General features: G+C 60.9%; 16 protein-coding genes, 2 tRNA genes and 1 pseudogene. 17 read left to right on the plus strand and 2 right to left on the minus strand.

The genetic code is table 11. The annotated features are described in order from the left end of the window. The first annotated feature begins 13 nt into the window (after positions 1–13). Entirely contained in the window at positions 14–2,434 is a 2,421-nt protein-coding gene (gene lon / locus PR017_RS04905; RefSeq protein WP_111220563.1) for an endopeptidase La, read from the plus strand. 205 nt (positions 2,435–2,639) lie between these two features. Beyond that, complete coding sequence (locus PR017_RS04910) at positions 2,640–2,915, plus strand: HU family DNA-binding protein (RefSeq protein WP_111220564.1); 276 nt, start codon at positions 2,640–2,642, stop codon at positions 2,913–2,915. An 84-nt stretch (positions 2,916–2,999) separates the two neighbouring features. Here the strand turns inward: PR017_RS04910 and PR017_RS04915 are convergent, their stop codons facing one another. Then, on the minus strand, positions 3,000–3,986 hold the full coding sequence (locus PR017_RS04915) for an aldo/keto reductase (RefSeq protein ID WP_111220565.1): 987 nt from the start codon (positions 3,984–3,986) through the stop codon (positions 3,000–3,002). On the opposite strand from PR017_RS04915, the gene PR017_RS04920 reads away from it, so the two are divergent. The 5 genes from PR017_RS04920 to PR017_RS04940 all read left to right on the plus strand — a co-directional run bounded on the left by PR017_RS04920 (position 3,985) and on the right by PR017_RS04940 (position 10,375). Then, positions 3,985–4,152 (plus strand): hypothetical protein, encoded by a 168-nt coding sequence (locus tag PR017_RS04920; RefSeq protein ID WP_154677470.1) that lies wholly within the window; start codon positions 3,985–3,987, stop codon positions 4,150–4,152. The genes PR017_RS04915 and PR017_RS04920 overlap by 2 nt on opposite strands. Before the next feature lie 43 nt (positions 4,153–4,195). Then, positions 4,196–5,065: an aldose 1-epimerase family protein gene (locus PR017_RS04925; RefSeq protein WP_111220566.1), complete on the plus strand. Its 870-nt coding sequence runs from the start codon at positions 4,196–4,198 to the stop codon at positions 5,063–5,065. A 229-nt stretch (positions 5,066–5,294) separates the two neighbouring features. Continuing rightward, entirely contained in the window at positions 5,295–5,540 is a 246-nt protein-coding gene (locus PR017_RS04930; RefSeq protein WP_111220567.1) for a hypothetical protein, read from the plus strand. 137 nt (positions 5,541–5,677) lie between these two features. Then, positions 5,678–6,922 (plus strand): metallophosphoesterase family protein, encoded by a 1,245-nt coding sequence (locus PR017_RS04935; protein ID WP_111220568.1) that lies wholly within the window; start codon positions 5,678–5,680, stop codon positions 6,920–6,922. Between the two features lie 3 nt (positions 6,923–6,925). Next, positions 6,926–10,375, plus strand: a complete 3,450-nt coding sequence (locus PR017_RS04940) for an ATP-binding protein (protein ID WP_111220569.1) — start codon at positions 6,926–6,928, stop codon at positions 10,373–10,375. A gap of 2 nt (positions 10,376–10,377) precedes the next feature. On the opposite strand, the gene PR017_RS04945 is transcribed toward PR017_RS04940, so the two are convergent. After that, positions 10,378–10,881 (minus strand): DUF3833 family protein, encoded by a 504-nt coding sequence (locus PR017_RS04945; protein WP_111220570.1) that lies wholly within the window; start codon positions 10,879–10,881, stop codon positions 10,378–10,380. A gap of 404 nt (positions 10,882–11,285) precedes the next feature. Here PR017_RS04945 and PR017_RS04950 point away from each other — a divergent pair. From PR017_RS04950 to PR017_RS04995, 10 genes and pseudogenes are all read left to right on the plus strand, one after another. Beyond that, positions 11,286–11,362: transfer RNA gene (locus PR017_RS04950), tRNA-Asp, on the plus strand. Positions 11,363–11,438: 76 nt separating this feature from the next. Then, a tRNA-Asp gene (locus PR017_RS04955) sits at positions 11,439–11,515 on the plus strand. Positions 11,516–11,891: 376 nt separating this feature from the next. Further along, on the plus strand, positions 11,892–12,257 hold the full coding sequence (locus tag PR017_RS04960) for an NADH-quinone oxidoreductase subunit A (RefSeq protein ID WP_111220802.1): 366 nt from the start codon (positions 11,892–11,894) through the stop codon (positions 12,255–12,257). After that, positions 12,248–12,832, plus strand: coding sequence for a NuoB/complex I 20 kDa subunit family protein (locus PR017_RS04965; protein ID WP_111220571.1), 585 nt, complete (start codon positions 12,248–12,250; stop codon positions 12,830–12,832). The genes PR017_RS04960 and PR017_RS04965 overlap by 10 nt, the downstream gene beginning before the upstream one ends. Positions 12,833–12,850: 18 nt before the next feature. Then, a complete protein-coding gene (locus PR017_RS04970) occupies positions 12,851–13,468 on the plus strand; it encodes an NADH-quinone oxidoreductase subunit C (RefSeq protein WP_111220572.1) in 618 nt (205 codons plus the stop codon). Between the two features lie 58 nt (positions 13,469–13,526). Further along, positions 13,527–13,892 carry a four helix bundle protein gene (locus tag PR017_RS04975; RefSeq protein WP_275113029.1) on the plus strand — a complete coding sequence of 122 codons (366 nt, stop codon included), beginning with the start codon at positions 13,527–13,529 and terminating at the stop codon, positions 13,890–13,892. Between the two features lie 66 nt (positions 13,893–13,958). After that, positions 13,959–15,149: an NADH-quinone oxidoreductase subunit D gene (locus PR017_RS04980; protein ID WP_111220574.1), complete on the plus strand. Its 1,191-nt coding sequence runs from the start codon at positions 13,959–13,961 to the stop codon at positions 15,147–15,149. Further along, positions 15,149–15,445, plus strand: a complete 297-nt coding sequence (locus tag PR017_RS04985) for a hypothetical protein (protein WP_111220575.1) — start codon at positions 15,149–15,151, stop codon at positions 15,443–15,445. The genes PR017_RS04980 and PR017_RS04985 overlap by 1 nt, the downstream gene beginning before the upstream one ends. Before the next feature lie 16 nt (positions 15,446–15,461). Continuing rightward, positions 15,462–16,209: pseudogene (nuoE, locus tag PR017_RS04990) on the plus strand (NADH-quinone oxidoreductase subunit NuoE); the annotation flags it as partial. Between the two features lie 139 nt (positions 16,210–16,348). Next, complete coding sequence (locus tag PR017_RS04995; RefSeq protein ID WP_133255594.1) at positions 16,349–16,609, plus strand: hypothetical protein; 261 nt, start codon at positions 16,349–16,351, stop codon at positions 16,607–16,609. Positions 16,610–16,611: the final 2 nt, after the last annotated feature.

A 16,611-nucleotide genomic window follows, 5' to 3' on the forward strand; every position in this document is an offset into this window, starting at 1 on the left:
GAAAGGAATTGAAATGTCGAAGAAAACGTCTGCTGCACACGAGAGCACCGCCTATCCGGTACTTCCGTTGCGCGATATCGTGGTCTTCCCGCACATGATCGTGCCGCTGTTCGTCGGCCGCGAAAAGTCGATCCGCGCTCTGGAAGAAGTCATGGGCTCCGATAAGCAGATCATGCTCGTCACCCAGATCAATGCCAGCGACGACGACCCCGCGCCGGAAGCCATTCATAAGATCGGCACGATCGCCAACGTGCTGCAGCTGCTGAAGCTGCCGGACGGAACCGTCAAGGTTCTCGTCGAAGGCCGCTCGCGTGCCGAGATCGATAACTACACCAATCGCGAAGACTTCTACGAGGCCATGGGCCACGCTCTCGAAGAGCCGGTCGAAGACCAGGTAGAGCTTGAAGCGCTGAGCCGCTCGGTCGTTTCCGAGTTCGAAAGCTACGTAAAGCTCAACAAGAAGATCTCGCCGGAAGTTGTTGGCGCTGCTAGCCAGATCGAGGATTACTCGAAGCTGGCCGACACCGTCGCATCGCATCTTTCGATCAAGATCACCGAAAAGCAGGAGATGCTGGAAACCACCAGCGTCAAGGGCCGCCTGGAAAAGGCGCTCGGCTTCATGGAAGGCGAGATCTCGGTCCTGCAGGTCGAAAAGCGTATCCGCTCGCGCGTCAAGCGCCAGATGGAGAAGACCCAGCGCGAGTACTACCTGAACGAACAGATGAAGGCGATCCAGAAGGAACTTGGCGACGGCGAGGAAGGCCGTGACGAGATGGCCGAACTGGAAGAGCGCATCAACAAGACCAAGCTTTCCAAGGAAGGCAAGGAAAAGGCCGATGCGGAGTTGAAGAAGCTCAAGCAGATGAGCCCGATGTCGGCGGAAGCCACCGTCGTGCGCAACTATCTCGACTGGCTGCTCGGCATTCCGTGGAACAAGAAGTCCAAGGTCAAGACCGATCTCGCCGCTGCCGAGAAGATCCTCGAGGACGATCACTTCGGTCTCGACAAGGTCAAGGAGCGCATCGTCGAGTATCTCGCCGTGCAGGCCCGTTCCTCGAAGCTGAAGGGCCCGATCCTGTGCCTCGTCGGTCCTCCTGGCGTCGGCAAGACATCGCTTGCCCAGTCGATCGCCAAGGCGACCGGCCGCGAGTATGTCCGCATGGCGCTCGGCGGCGTCCGCGACGAGGCCGAGATCCGCGGTCACCGCCGCACCTACATCGGCTCGATGCCCGGCAAGGTCATCCAGTCGATGAAGAAGGCCAAGAAGTCCAACCCGCTCTTCCTGCTCGATGAAATCGACAAGATGGGCCAGGATTTCCGCGGCGATCCGTCTTCGGCTCTGCTTGAGGTGCTCGATCCGGCGCAGAACGGCACATTCCAGGACCACTATCTGGAAGTCGAATACGATCTTTCGGACGTGATGTTCATCACGACGGCCAATACGCTGAATATCCCTGCGCCTTTGATGGACCGCATGGAAGTGATCCGTATTGCCGGCTACACCGAGGACGAAAAGCGCGAAATTGCCAAGCGGCACCTGCTGCCGAAGGCTATCAAGGAGCATGCGTTGCAGCCGCACGAGTTCTCGGTCAGCGACGATGCCCTGATGGCGATCAGCCAGCAGTACACCCGCGAGGCCGGCGTCCGCAGCTTCGAGCGTGAATTGATGAAGCTCGCCCGAAAGGCGGTCACTGAGATCATCAAGGGCAAGGCAACCTCCGTTGCCGTGACCGCAGACAATATCGACCAGTATCTGGGCGTTCCGCGCTTCCGCCATGGCGAAGCCGAACGCGAGGATCAGGTCGGCGTTGTGACCGGTCTGGCATGGACGGAAGTCGGTGGCGAGCTGCTGACGATCGAAGGCGTGATGATGCCGGGCAAGGGCCGGATGACGGTCACCGGCAATCTGAAGGAAGTGATGAAGGAATCGATTTCAGCAGCGGCGTCCTACGTCCGTTCGCGCGCCGTCGATTTCGGCATCGAGCCGCCGCGCTTCGACAAGTCGGACATCCACGTCCACGTTCCGGAAGCGGCAACGCCGAAGGACGGTCCGTCGGCAGGGGTCGCTATGGCAACCGCCATCGTGTCGATCATGACCGGCATCCCCGTCAATAAGGATGTGGCCATGACTGGTGAGATCACGCTGCGCGGTCGGGTTCTCCCGATTGGCGGCTTGAAGGAAAAGCTGTTGGCTGCCCTGCGCGGGGGTATCAAGACGGTGCTTATCCCCGAAGAAAACGCCAAGGACCTGGCGGAGATCCCGGATAACGTCAAGAACGGTATGGAGATCATTCCGGTATCGCGCATGGGCGAGGTGATCAAGCATGCGCTGATACGCCAGCCTGTGGCCATCGAGTGGGACGGATCGATCGAAACGCCGCTGATTGCGACCGTCGAAGGAGTCGATGACTTTGGTAACGCAATTGCGCATTGATGTTGGCTTTTGCCATACTTGTGCCGAATTGACATAATTCACCAAAAAGGCCGGCTTAATCGCCGGCCTTTTCTGTGAAAACAACGCAGGAATGCTTGCTTTTCCTTGCTTTGCAGGGCTTTTGGGTTGCGACGGGCCAGAGCTTACGTATTCTGCGCCCGGCTTAACGATTGAGTCGTTTCATACCGAAGAAAGGGTTGGAAACATGAACAAGAATGAACTCGTGTCTGCTGTGTCCGAGAAAGCCGGCATCACCAAGGCTGATGCAGCATCCGCTGTTGACGCTGTTTTTGAGGTTGTGCAGGGCGCACTGAAGAGCGGTGGCGACGTTCGTCTCGCCGGTTTCGGTAGCTTCACCGTTTCTCACCGTGCAGCGTCCAAGGGTCGTAACCCGTCGACCGGCGCTGAAGTCGATATTCCGGCTCGCAACGTGCCGAAGTTCACGCCCGGCAAGGGCCTGAAGGAATCCGTTAACAGCTGATTTCGCTTTGCCGGCCGGATCACGGCGATCCATGCTGGCGGCGCTTGTAAAGAGGGTCCGGTTTTTGCCGGACCCTTTTTTGTTCTACCAGCGCTGATGCACGTGCGGCGCGACGAGCCTGTCGTAGACGTCGCGCGTGGCCGCCATGACGTCGGCCGATAGCGGCGCCAGATCGGCTGCGGCGGCATTCGCCTTCGCCTGCTCGCCGTTTCTAGCCCCCGGAATGACCACCGTCACGGCGTCGCTCATGAGGATCCAGCGCAGCGCGAAGGCCGCCATTGTCGTTCCCTCCGGCACCAGCTTGCGGACCTCCTCGACAGCCTGCAGCCCGACTTCGAACGGCACGCCGGCAAAGGTCTCGCCGACATCGAAGGCCTCGCCGTTGCGGTTGAATTTGCGGTGATCGTCGTCAGCGAATGCCGTGGCGGAGCTGATCTTGCCGGAGAGCAGGCCGCTTGCCAGCGGCACGCGGGCGATGACGGCAACATTCCTGCGTCGTGCCTCCGCGAAAAACAGGTCGGACGGCCGCTGGCGGAAAATATTGTAGATGATCTGGATGCTGACGACGCCCGGGAATTCGATCGCCTTCAGTGCTTCTTCGACCTTTTCGACGCTGACGCCATATCCCTTGATCTTGCCCCTCGTCTGCATGGCGCTAAGCGCCTCGAAGACCTCAGGCCGATAGAGGACTTCCGTCGGCGGGCAATGCAGCTGCACGAGATCGAGGCTGTCGACGCCAAGGTTCTTCAGGCTCCGGTCGATAAAGGCCTCGATGTTGGCCTTGGTGTAGCCGTCCGCAACATGGGGATCGAGCCGCCGGCCGGCTTTGGTCGCGACCATCGGCCGCTCGCCGCCACGCGTCTTCAACACTTCGGCGATGATTTTTTCCGAGCGGCCGTCGCCATAGACGTCAGCGGTATCGATGAAGGTCATGCCGGCATCGAGCGCTGCGTTCAATGCGGCCCGCCCATCGGCCTCGCTGACGTCGCCCCAGGCGCCGCCGATCTGCCAGGCGCCGAAACCGACGTCGCTGACGATGAATGGTGTGCGTCCAAATGGATGGTATCTCATGGTATTCCTCCTCCGGTGGATGGGTGTCGGCGTAGCAGGCGGCTTCGTTTGCAGCAAGCAGACCGTGTATATGATCGGAACGCAGATAGAGGCGGGGTGCGGCGCGGCAACCAAGGTCGTGGTAGGCGCCGCGAAATTCGTCTGCTCGCTGGAAATCCCGTGGTGACCCCGGTAAGCTCAGCCTCGACTCGAAGTGATGAGGATCCGCCATGCCGACGCCCGTCCGCCTTTCCAACGAATTCCTCACCGTGGACATTTCGTCTCTCGGCGCCGAAATGCAGGCGCTGACATCAGGTGATGGGCGCTCCTATCTCTGGAATGGAGATGCCGCGTTCTGGACCGGTCGCTCGCCGATCCTGTTTCCGATCGTCGGCAGGGCTCCTGACGACCAGCAGACGATCGATGGCAAGACCTATCCCATGGGGCAGCACGGCTTTGCCCGGCGCAGCGAGTTTGTCCTCGCAGCATCTACGGCGACCATGAGCCGGCACGAACTTGCAGCCTCGGCAGAAACGCGGGCGGTTTACCCCTTTGAATTCCGGCTCGCCGTCGAGCATCGGATCGCGGGGCGGGCGGTTACGGTTGCTGCCGAAGTCAGCAATCTCGGCGATACGCCGATGCCGTTCGGCCTCGGCTTCCACTCGGCCTTCGTCTGGCCGCTGCCGGGATGCGAAGGGCAGCCACACGGGGTCACACTCGATAACGGCGCCGAACCGGCGCTGGTGAGGCTCCAGGGCGGTCTCGTAAAGCCCGGCACGCTTCCATCGCCGTTCAAGGCCGGCCATCTGCAGCTCGATCATGCAATGTTTGATGCGGATGCGATGATCTTTCCAGAGGGCGCAGGGCAGGGGCTCACCTATGGCGCGGAAGGCGGGCCACATCTTCGTTTCGCTTTCGAAAATCTCCCGAACCTGGCGCTGTGGTCCAAACCCGGTGCCCCGTTCCTCTGCGTCGAACCCTGGCATGGCACGGCTGCGAAGATCGACGGCTCGAAGGAACTCGCCGACCGGCCATACTCGAATATCCTCGCCCCGGCAGCGACCGCACGCTTTTCGTTCACGGTCGAAATCCCGGCATAGAACACATCAGTGTGGTGCCGGCTGAGCATTGCGGATAGCAGAATACGTCGGTCTTCTGGTTGGTTTCGGTACACTCGCTATCTTCCAGCCGACGAGTTGAAAGCCGCAGTGACTGCGCGCTAAGATAGGCTGTGGTTAAGGCAGGGTTAACCACACCTCAAAACGTCCCTGTCGATCGATGGCTTTGGAACGTTCATTCGTCTGTGTATGTGATACATTAGGAATGTAAATGACTGAAGCCCGCCCAGATTGGCTTGGTATCGCCAGTGACGTCACAAGCTTCCGGCAAATGTACCGGCTTGCTACCGAAATTGTTGAGAGTTCGGCCGCAACCTCATGCGAAAGATGCGCCGCCGAACGGGTTGTCGGCAGTCTTCGCGATGTCATCGACGCGCCCATCGCAGAAGCGGCAACGCTTGCCGAAGCGCGCAAACAGTTTGGCGGGCTGGTGAGGTCTCTGCAGCTGGCGGCCTGATCGCGGCAACGGATTGGCGCAATAAATACCGGGCTTTTAATTGGCTGGAAAACCTCGGGACGAGCACCTTGCCGCCATAGCATTCGCTGCCGAAGACGCTTAAAAAAGGCGCTCGACGCCTTTGCTGTCTGGAGCGCATGTCCTCATTCACCTTCATCCACGCCGCCGACCTGCATCTTGGCAGTCCCTTCCAGGGGCTGGCACTGAAGGATGCCGACATTGCAGCTGTGTTCGTCGATGCCAGCCGCAAGGCTTTCTCGACGCTGGTCGATCGTGCGGTCGAGCGCAGGGTGGATTTCTTCGTCATCGCCGGCGACGTCTATGACGGCGACTGGAAGGACAACAAGATCGGGTTGTTCTTCAATCGCGAAATGGCGCGGCTGGAGCGGGCTGGAATCCCCGTCTATCTGCTGAAGGGCAACCACGACGCCGAGAGTGTCATCACCCGGACGATCACTCTGCCGGATAACGTCCACCAGTTCCCGACTGGCAAACCCGGCACGTTCAAGCTGGAGGCCCTGAAAGTCGCGCTGCACGGGCAGGGCTTTGCCGACCGCTCGGCGACCGACAACCTGGCGCTCGGTTATCCGGCCGCGGTCCCCGGCTGGTTCAACATCGGCGTGCTGCACACCTCGCTGACCGGCCGCGAGCCGCATGCCAACTATGCCCCCTGTTCGCTAGACGACCTGCGCTCGCGCGGCTACGACTACTGGGCGCTCGGCCATGTTCACGAGTACGAACTGCTGGCTGAAAACCCGGCGATCCTGTTTCCCGGCAACCTACAGGGGCGAAGCATCCGCGAATGCGGTACAAAGGGCGCGCTGCTGGTGAGTGTCGAGGATGGTATGATCAGCCATACCCGGATCATTGTCGACGAGGCGCGCTTCGGCGAACTCTCGGTCGTCGTCGATGTCGATGACGACCAACAGGCGATCCTGCGTCGCATCCAGCAGGCAGTCGAGCCGCTGGTCGATGATATGGAGGAGCGCATCCTGGCGCTGCGCATACGGCTTTCCGGCGAAAGCCACGTCCGCAAGGCGATCATCTCAAGCCGCCAGGATTTTCAAGACGAAGTACAGGCAGCCTGCCATCGTGCGCACGCCGACATCTGGCTGGAGAAGCTTGAGATCAGGCTTGAGGATCCGGCAGGTCGCGCTGTCACCGCCGGCGCAACTGCCGGGCTGGACCTGGACGCCTTGATCCCGTCCGTGTCAGACTTGCCGCCGGTCGTGATCTCGGAGGCTGAGGCTCGTCTATCGGAAATCGTTGCCAAGCTGCCGGGCGGTCTCGGCGCCCAGGAACAGCCGCTGGACGTCGACCTGCAATCGCTGCTGGCCGAAGCCCGCGACCTGCTGGTTGCCCGGTCCGGAGGGGCAGTCTAGCCGATGCGTTTCAAGAGCCTGGAAATCCTGCGCTACGGCGCACTCACAGACCGCACCCTGACATTCCGGCCGGACGCGCGGCTGCACATCATCTACGGGCCCAACGAGGCCGGAAAGTCGTCGGCTCTGGCTGCTATCTCCGATCTGATGTTCGGTTTTCCGACGGCTGCCGAATACAGTTTTCTGCACGAGGCCAATACCTTGCGTGTCGGCGCCGAAATTGTCAGCCAAGGCGGCCAGAGCCTTGCCTTCCGCCGCCGTCGCGGCCGCAAGAACACGCTGCTGTCGGCAGACGCCGCAGAGATCGCCTTGCCGGAGGATGCGCTTGCAGCCTTTATCGGCAGTCTCAACCGTGATGTTTTCGAGCGTGCCTTCGGGCTGAATTCCGATCGCTTGCGCCGTGGTGCTGCCGCGATGCTGAAAGGTGGCGGCGAGATCGGCAGCCTGCTGTTTTCGGCGGCCTCCGGTCTGCTCGGCTTGACACAGCTGAAGCAGTCGCTGGAGAATGAGGCCGATCTCATCTTCGGGCCGCGAAAATCTAAGGACCGGTCGTTCTACCAAGTGCTCGAGCGCCATGACGAGGCCAAGCGCGCCGAGCGAGACAGCGAGCTGAAATCCGGCGACTGGAAACGGCTTTTGGCCGACGCTGCCGATATCGAGGCACAGCTGGCAGCACTTCAGGCGGAACGACAGGAGACCAGGCACACCCTGGACCGCCTGACCATGTTGAAAACGCTGGAGCCGGTGCTGGCGGAAATCGATGCCGAACAGGATCGGTTGGCCGAGTTCGTCGACCTTGCCGCCCTGCCGCAGGCTTTTGCAACGGAGCTGGCGCAAGCGCTGGCGCGTCGTCAGGCGGTCGACGCTGCGATCCGCGTTGCCGATGCCGAGATGGACCGCATTGCCGACGACATCAGCGCCACCCCTGTAGATGAGGCGACACGGGAAGCGGCGCCGGCGATCATGGCGCGCCACGCCGAGACAGCCGATTATCGTTCCAAGACCAAGGACATGCAGCGCGTGTCGGGCGAGATCGATGAATTCGACGCCCGTCTGGTGCAGTTTGCGCGCAGGCTTGGCCTCAGCGATGTGGCCGAGGTCGAGCGCGTTCAGCCCAGCGACGCGGAACTTGCGCGCATCCGCAGGCTCACCAGCGAGGGCATCGCCCTGCAGCGCGATCATTCGGATGTCGGCCAAAGACTGGCCGAGGCACGTGACCAGTCGCGGCGCCTTGAGGAGACAGCGGCGAGCGGCAGGCTCATCGACCCCAAGCCCTATCAGGAGCAGATGACCGTTCTGCAGCCCGATCTGTCTGAACTATCGCGTCTGGATGCCGTTGCCGTTCAGGTGGAGCGTCTGGAGGGAGACCTCGAGGCGGCCACCGCTCGAATGTCGCCTGCGATAGACGACCTCGAGCGGCTGCTGTCCGTTCCCCTGCCGGATATCGCCGCACTCGCCAAGCAGGGCGACACCCTGGCAGAGGCCGAGGCCGATAGCCGGGATGCTGCCAACCGACTGGCGGCGCTGGAGAACGAAGCCAGCGAGATCGTCGCAAAGATTGCCGGTATGCAGCACGAGGGCTCGATCGTCACCCGCGAAGAGATCGCCGAAGCGCGCACCACTAGAGACGGGGTTTGGCAATCCTTCGCTGCCGCACCGAAATCTACCAAGGATGATGCAGAAGTGGTGTCGCAGGCAATTCGCGAAGCCGACAGGTTGGCCGATTTGGCGCTGGCCAACGCCGACCGCGTCTCGCGCCACACGCAGCTACGTCTGCGGCAGGCCGAACTCGAGCCACAACTGGAGGCCTCACGGTCCGAGAGCTTTACCAAAGACAAGGCGCTCGAAGCGACGCGTAAAACATACCGGCAGCTGTTCGAGCCGGCCGGCGTCAAACCGTTGTCGCCGGACCGCATGATCGACTGGCGCCGCGCCGTCGACGCTCTCTCCAGGCAGCGCGAAACCCTCAACGACATCAGGGACGAACTGGCTGAACTGAAACGCAAGGAAGCGCGGCTCGGACCGGTGCTTGCAGACCTCGCCGATGCGACCGGATACAGCGCCACCGCCTCCCTTGCGCCATCGGCGCTGGCTCGCGGCCTGTCGCGACACATCGAGATGATAGCCGAGCGCTGGACCGATAGCCGGTCGCTCGAGGGCAAGCGCGCTGCGGCGCGGGAAAACATCGCCGGTCTCGAACAGCGCCAGTCGGATATCAACATCTCCATCGCCAAATTCGAGGCAGCCTTTGCCAACGCCGCCTTGGCGATAGGGTTACCGGAAGGCACCACGGTCGATATGGCGGAGGCGGCGATCGAGATCTGGAAGTCGCTGCCGGAAACGCTGACGGAGCGCGAAAACCGTCGCCGCCGCGTCCGCGGCATGCAGCGCGATACGACAGCTTTCGAGCACGCTGTACGGGATCTCGTGAACGCCATCGCGCCGGACCTGAAGCCGCTTGCGCCCGATGCCGCCGCGGAAGCGCTGCACGAGCGTGCCGTGACGGCCAATGCCGGCGACCAGCGCCGGGCGGCTCTGGAAAAGGCCCGCCAGCAGGCCGTATGGCGGCTGGCACGATGCCGGTCGGATCTGGAGGAAGTCGAGGCGGAACTCGCAGCCCTTTCGATGCAGGTGCCGGGTGAACATGACCTCGATGCACTTCTGGCGCGGCTCGAGGAACGCCGTCGCCTGCAAAGCCGGCTGGTTGAAAGTCGGGCACGGTTTGTACTGCAGGCAAACGGGCAGGACGAGGCGAATGTCCGTGCCGGCCTCTCCGGTTTCGATCGGGTCGTGGCGGAGCTTGAAATCGAGCAGCTTGCGACCCGGGACCAGACCCAGCTCAGCCGGTTTGCCGACCTGAACGTGCGGCTCGCGGAAAACCAGCGGCACCGCCAGTTGCTCGAGAACGGTGCGGGTGCGGAGCTGGCGGTCTTCCAGAAATACGCGGCGGAGGCGGAGGCCAAGGCGCTCGCCCGCGAGTGGCTGGTGCTCAAGCTGGCATCGAGCCTGCTGGCGTCATCCATGGAAACCTATCGCGAGCGTCAGGCAGACCCTGTCATGCGCCGGGCAGGGGAGTTGTTCTCGGTGCTGACCGGGGGTCGTTTTTCGCGCCTGGTGCAGCTGTATGACGACAGGGACGAGCTGCAGCTGCAGGCGGAGCGGACGGGTGGCGAGAAAGTGCCGCTCGACGGCCTCAGCGAAGGCACCGGCGACCAGCTGTACCTTGCTCTGCGGCTTGCCTTCCTCGAGGACTATTCGGCCCGCAACGAGCCGGCGCCGCTGATTGTCGACGACATTTTCCAGACCTTCGACGATGACCGCACCGCATCGGGCCTCAAGGCTCTTTGCGGTACGGCTGATCGGTTCCAGACGATTCTCTTCACCCATGAAATGAGTGTCGTCGATATCGCCACCCGCGAGATCGGCAAGGAGCTCGATCTCATCAGGCTTTAGGCTCAGCGGCGGGTGAAGACCACATGGGTGCGCGCAACGGGGAAGCCGTATTTCGTTACCCAGGCGTTGTTGATCATGCTGCCATCCGGTTGGACGACCATCGAATCATGGAACCGGACGATGTTGGGTTTGCCCTTCGGTTCGAGGTTGACCAGGTACGTGAACCTGGCGGTCTGGCCGGTAATCTTCACCTCGGTGTCGCCGACCACATCCTCGCGCGTACCGCGATAAGTGTTGGGTCCGGTGCGCGTGAAGCGCCAGGTCTTGCGGTCGGTCTCGCCGTCAGCATAGCGAAAGTCCTCGCGCAGCGAAAATTGCTTGCCCGACGATGTGCCCGTAAGCTTGACCTTGAAATCGCGGCTGACGCCGTTGATTGCGCCGAAATGCCCGGTCGCCACGGTGTGTCCTGCAAAGTACTGTTCGAGCCGCAGATCGGCAGCCGATGCTCCGGCCACGCCCGCCAGCTGCAGCAGGGCGGCGGCGATAAGGGTTCGTCCAAAACGCATCTATTCTCTCCCGTGATTGCCGGCGTCACGCGTTGGCAACGCCGTTGCAAGACATACGCCGGCATCCCGGGCATGGATCATCGCAAGGCCTCCGCCTCAGGATGACGGCAGCGCGCGGGGGAGGGCCGCGTTCGTACCAACCACTACAGTGAGCACGAATCGCTCCGGATTTCGGCCGGGGCCTAAGGCATCGCTGCCTCGAGCTCGATGTTTTTGGCGGCAAACGTCCACTCCATCGTGCTTTGCAGGAAGCCCCGGATGGTCATCCAAAACAAATCGTGGGTGGTCATGGAATTGTCTTCAAAGCTGCTTGACACCAAAAGGCGAACCTCGTAGTTAGCCGCTCATCGAACGGCGAGCCGCTCGGTTGGATACGCAAGTGTCCGGAATGCTTGAAATGAATTGCGGGTGTAGCTCAGTTGGTTAGAGTGCCGGCCTGTCACGCCGGAGGTCGCGGGTTCGAGCCCCGTCACTCGCGCCATTTCAAGTTCAGCAGATCTTCTGAAGGTCGCCTTTCCGGTTGTTTGGGGCCACGGCCTTAGGGCCACATAATATGCGCGGGTGTAGCTCAGTTGGTTAGAGTGCCGGCCTGTCACGCCGGAGGTCGCGGGTTCGAGCCCCGTCACTCGCGCCATTAGCCAACGCTGATGACACCTCCAAGAAAGCCTCCGTAAGTGCGGCATAGTGGCATTGGAGCCAGTCAGTCGCAACTGCTCCGCTGTTTGATGTCCGGTAGCTCAAGACATCGCATCATCCGATAAGTCTCGATTTTCGATCGTAATTCAGTAGGCTGCCTGCGTATCACCCCGCGCCGTTTGCCCTGTCTGCGCGCATAGGTATTCTGCTTTGCAGCCGACGTGTCCTGATGCGCGTCCAAATCCCCCGTCAAAGCTCTTGCACCGGCGCGTCGCCTGCGCTAACCACGGCGTGTTGCAATGCTCTTTCGCTTGCTGGGCAATCGCCCCGAGGTGCCGCCCCGGCGCTTCCCCCCGCAGGCAGGGATGGACACCATGACTGGACTTCTGAGCGCCTATATTCCGATCGCAATCTTCATCGGGATTGCCCTGATCATCGGCCTTGCGCTGCTGGTCACGCCTTTTGCCGTGGCCTTTAAGGCACCGGATCCGGAAAAGCTTTCGGCCTTCGAATGCGGCTTCAACGCCTTCGATGATGCCCGCATGAAATTCGATATCCGCTTCTATCTGGTGTCGATTCTCTTCATCATCTTCGATCTGGAAGTTGCCTTTCTGTTTCCATGGGCGGTGTCGTTCTCGTCGATCGGCTGGTTCGGGCTCTGGTCGATGATGGTATTTCTCGGCGTGCTGACCATCGGATTCGTCTATGAGTGGAAAAAGGGAGCTCTGGAATGGGAGTAGGCAATAGCAACGCGACGCTGATCGCGCCGCAGCCAAAGGGCCTCGTCGATTCGTCGACCGGCCGTCCCATCGGCAGCAACGATCCGTTTTTCGGCGAAGTGAACAACGAGCTGGCGGACAAGGGCTTTCTCACGACAACCACCGACAACTTGATCACCTGGGCTCGTACGGGCTCGCTGATGTGGATGCAGTTCGGGCTCGCCTGCTGCGCCGTGGAAGGCCTGATGCAGGTCTCCGGTCCGCGTTACGACATGGAGCGCTTCGGTGTGGCGCCGCGTGCATCCCCGCGCCAGTCCGACGTGATGATCGTTGCGGGCACGCTCACCAACAAGATGGCGCCGGCGCTGCGCAAGGTTTACGACCAGATGCCTGAGCCGCGCTATGTGATCTCGATGGGATCCTGCGCCAATGGCGGGGGGTACTATCACTATTCCTACTCGGTCGTGCGCGGCTGTGACCGTGTCGTGCCTGTCGATATCTACGTCCCGGGCTGTCCTCCCACGGCAGAAGCGCTCCTTTATGGCGTACTCCTGCTGCAGAAAAAGATCCGCCGCACCGGCACGATCGAACGCTAGATCGAGGGACAAAGTATCATGACTGAAGCCCTGAGCGAACTTGCTGCCTACATCGGCGAAGCGCGCGGCACGCTGGTTTCCTCGTCGGAGATCAAGTTCGGCGAACTGACGCTCACAACGGATGCTGATAACATCGTCGCGCTCCTGACATTTCTGCGTGACGATCCGAAATGTGCCTTCATCGCGCTCACCGATATCTGCGGCGTAGACTGGCCGCAGAGGCCGGAGCGCTTCGACGTGGTCTACCACCTAATGTCGCCGACGAAGAACCTGCGCATCCGCATCAAGCTCGTCACGACGGAAGACCGTGCAGTTCCGTCCGCCGGCGGTGTATTTCGCGGTGCAGACTGGTTCGAGCGCGAGGCGTGGGACCTGTTCGGGATCACCTTCTCCGGCCACACGGACCTTCGCCGCATCCTCACCGATTACGGTTTCGAGGGCCATCCGCTGCGCAAGGATTTTCCGACAACCGGTTTCGTCGAAGTACGCTACGATGATCTGGCCAAGCGGGTCGTCTACGAGTCGGTAGAACTGAAACAGGAATTTCGCAATTTCGACTTCCTCAGCCCCTGGGAAGGCACGGACTACGTCCTCCCGCCCGTGGTGCTGCCGGGTGACGAGAAGGCGAAGCAGTAGGCGGTAGGTTAGGCTTTGGGGAATAGGCAGTAGGCAATAGTGGGAGACTGCGACGGCGATTAACTCTTATCAGGATCTGATAGTGTGGAAGCGCTCGATGGATATTGCAGTTGACTGCTACAGCCTGACCAAGACTTTTCCCAAAGACGAAATCTACGGCCTCGTTTCGCAGACAAGACTTTCCGCAGGCTCTGTTGCGGCGAATATTGCCGAAGGTTACGGACGAGAAACGACGGGCGCGTACGTTCATCATCTGAAGATCGCGCAGGGTTCGTTGAAGGAGTTGGAAACGCATCTCATACTGTGTTCGCGAGTGGGATTGATTGAAGCGCATCAACTTGAAACGGCGCTTTCCACAAGTGAAGAAATCGGAAAAATGCTTCGCTCTCTCGTGCGGCGCCTGCAGGAGGTACGGAGCAAATGAAGGTTAAGACTGAACCGACTGCCTATTGCCTAATGGCTAATGCCTGCAGGAGCGGAGCGACGAGCAATGACTGAACACAACGTCCGTAATTTCACGATCAACTTCGGTCCGGAGCATCCGTCTGCGCATGGCGTGCTGCGTCTGGTGCTGGAGCTAGATGGGGAGATTGTCGAGCGGGTCGATCCGCATATCGGCCTGCTGCACCGTGGCACCGAGAAGTTGATCGAGACCAAGACCTATCTGCAGGCTGTGCCTTATTTCGACCGTCTGGATTACGTTGCGCCGATGAACCAGGAGCACGCGTTTGCTCTCGGCGTCGAGAAGCTGCTTGGCCTGGAGATCCCTATCCGTGGTCAGTTGATTCGCGTGCTCTATTCGGAAATCGGCCGTATCCTGTCGCACATCATGAACGTTACGACCCAGGCGATGGACGTTGGCGCCATGACGCCGCCGGTCTGGGGCTTCGAAGAGCGCGAAAAGCTGATGATCTTCTATGAGCGCGCTTGCGGCGCTCGGTTGCACGCAGCCTATTTCCGTCCCGGCGGCGTCCATCAGGACATTCCACCGGACCTGGTCGAAGACATCGGCAAGTGGTGCGATCCCTTCCTGAAGATACTCGACGACATCGAAGGCCTCCTCACAGGCAATCGTATTTTCAAGCAGCGCAACGTCGATATCGGCGTCGTGAAGCTGGAAGATGCTTGGAACATGGGGTTCTCCGGCGTCATGATCCGTGGCTCCGGTGCCAAGTGGGACCTGCGTCGCTCGCAGCCCTATGAGTGCTATTCCGACCTCGAATTCGACATCGCCATCGGCAAGAACGGCGACTGTTTCGACCGCTACCTGATCCGCATGGAAGAGATGCGACAGTCGGTGCGGATTATGAAGCAGTGCGTCGATCGTCTTCTCGGTGTTGCCAAGACCGGCCCCGTGTCGTCGCTGGACGGCAAGGTCGTGCCGCCGAAGCGCGGCGACATGAAGCGCTCGATGGAGGGCCTTATCCACCATTTCAAGCTCTACACCGAGGGCTACCACGTGCCGGCCGGCGAAGTGTATGCGGCCGTCGAGGCGCCCAAGGGTGAGTTCGGCGTCTACCTGGTGGCCGACGGGTCGAACAAGCCATACCGCTGCAAAATCCGTGCTCCGGGCTTCGTCCACCTGCAGGCTATGGACTTCCTGTGCCGTGGCCACCAGCTGGCCGACGTGACGGCGGTGCTGGGTTCGCTCGACATCGTCTTCGGCGAGGTCGATCGCTGATGCAGTCATTACCCGTCGCCATTGCCGTGTTTCTGGTCGCGTCGGCTGCCTTTGCGCAGCAGGCGCCGACCAAGCTCGGCTCGATGGGGCAGGTAGTGGGCAAGCCAATCACCGGCGACAGTGCAGGCGCGGCTTCGGGCGAGCAGACCATGGCCCAGCTTCTAAGCAAGGGTTACGATATCAAGGCCGCCGTGCCGAATGGCGGTAAGTTCATCGTATTTATGCAGAAAGACCAGTCGGCCTATGCCTGCGAGTTCCAGTCCCTGACGGGCGCGCGGTGTGGTTCCATAAACTGAGATAAGGCGTGAAAGTATGTCCGTTCGTCGACTAGCAGAAAATCAGTTCCAGCCTGCCGGCTTCGCGTTCAGCGACGAGAATTCCGCATGGGTGGACCGGACGATCCAGAAATATCCGGAAGGTCGCCAGCAATCGGCGGTGATCCCGGTGTTGATGCGCGCGCAGGACCAGGAAGGCTGGGTGTCCAAGGCTGCGATCGAAAAGGTCGCCGATATCCTCGGCATGGCCTATATCCGCGTCCTGGAAATCGCTACCTTCTATACCCAGTTCCAGCTGCAACCGGTCGGCACCCGTGCCCATGTGCAGGTATGCGGGACGACCCCTTGCATGCTGCGCGGTTCGCAAAAGCTGATGGATGTCTGCAAGAGCAAGATCCACGAGCATACGTTTGCCCGGAATGTCGAGGGCACGTTGTCCTGGGAAGAGGTCGAATGTCTCGGGGCCTGCGTCAATGCACCGATGGTGATGATCGGGCGCGATACCTACGAAGACCTGACCCCGGAACGGCTTGGCGAGATCATCGACACTTTCGAGGCCGGCAAGGGCGCCGAGATCAAGCCGGGTCCGCAAATCGACCGCTGGTTCTCGTCCCCGGAAGGTGGCCCGACGGCTCTTCTCGGCGAATACCAGCCTTATGCCAAGGCAGAGGACAAGCCGCCGGAGCCTGCTGCCTCTGCTGCTGAGGGCGCGACAACGCCGCCGTCTGAAGCCGCCAAGCCGAAAAGCACCGATGCCGAGACTAACGCTGCGCTAAAGAGCCCGGCCGATGGCAAGTCGGCAGCGCCAGCGGGTACTCCGAACGCACAGCCGGCAAAGGCCGACAACACAGCGTCCGGTCCGGCCAAGGCCGGCGCCACAGAGCCGGCGGCGGCGCCTGATGCTACGACACCCAAGAAGCCGCAATGATGATGACAGCAGTGGCCAACGTCACGGATAATCGTCTGCAGATGAGCATGAAGCCTGTTCTAGCCGACATGGTTCTCGGAAACTCCGAAGCGGATAAACTCGTCGAGTCGATCCGTGGTCGGATTCCAGTCTACACGCTAAACGCAAACGCTGCTCGCGGCGACGTTGCCAATCTGTATAGATCTGTTGGACGTATGAACATGCGACTGTCACGCATCGAAACACGTCTCGAAATAATCGACGAACCGGCGGAATAAGC

This window comes from Rhizobium tumorigenes, assembly GCF_003240565.2.
Classification (GTDB): Bacteria; Pseudomonadota; Alphaproteobacteria; order Rhizobiales; family Rhizobiaceae; genus Rhizobium; species Rhizobium tumorigenes.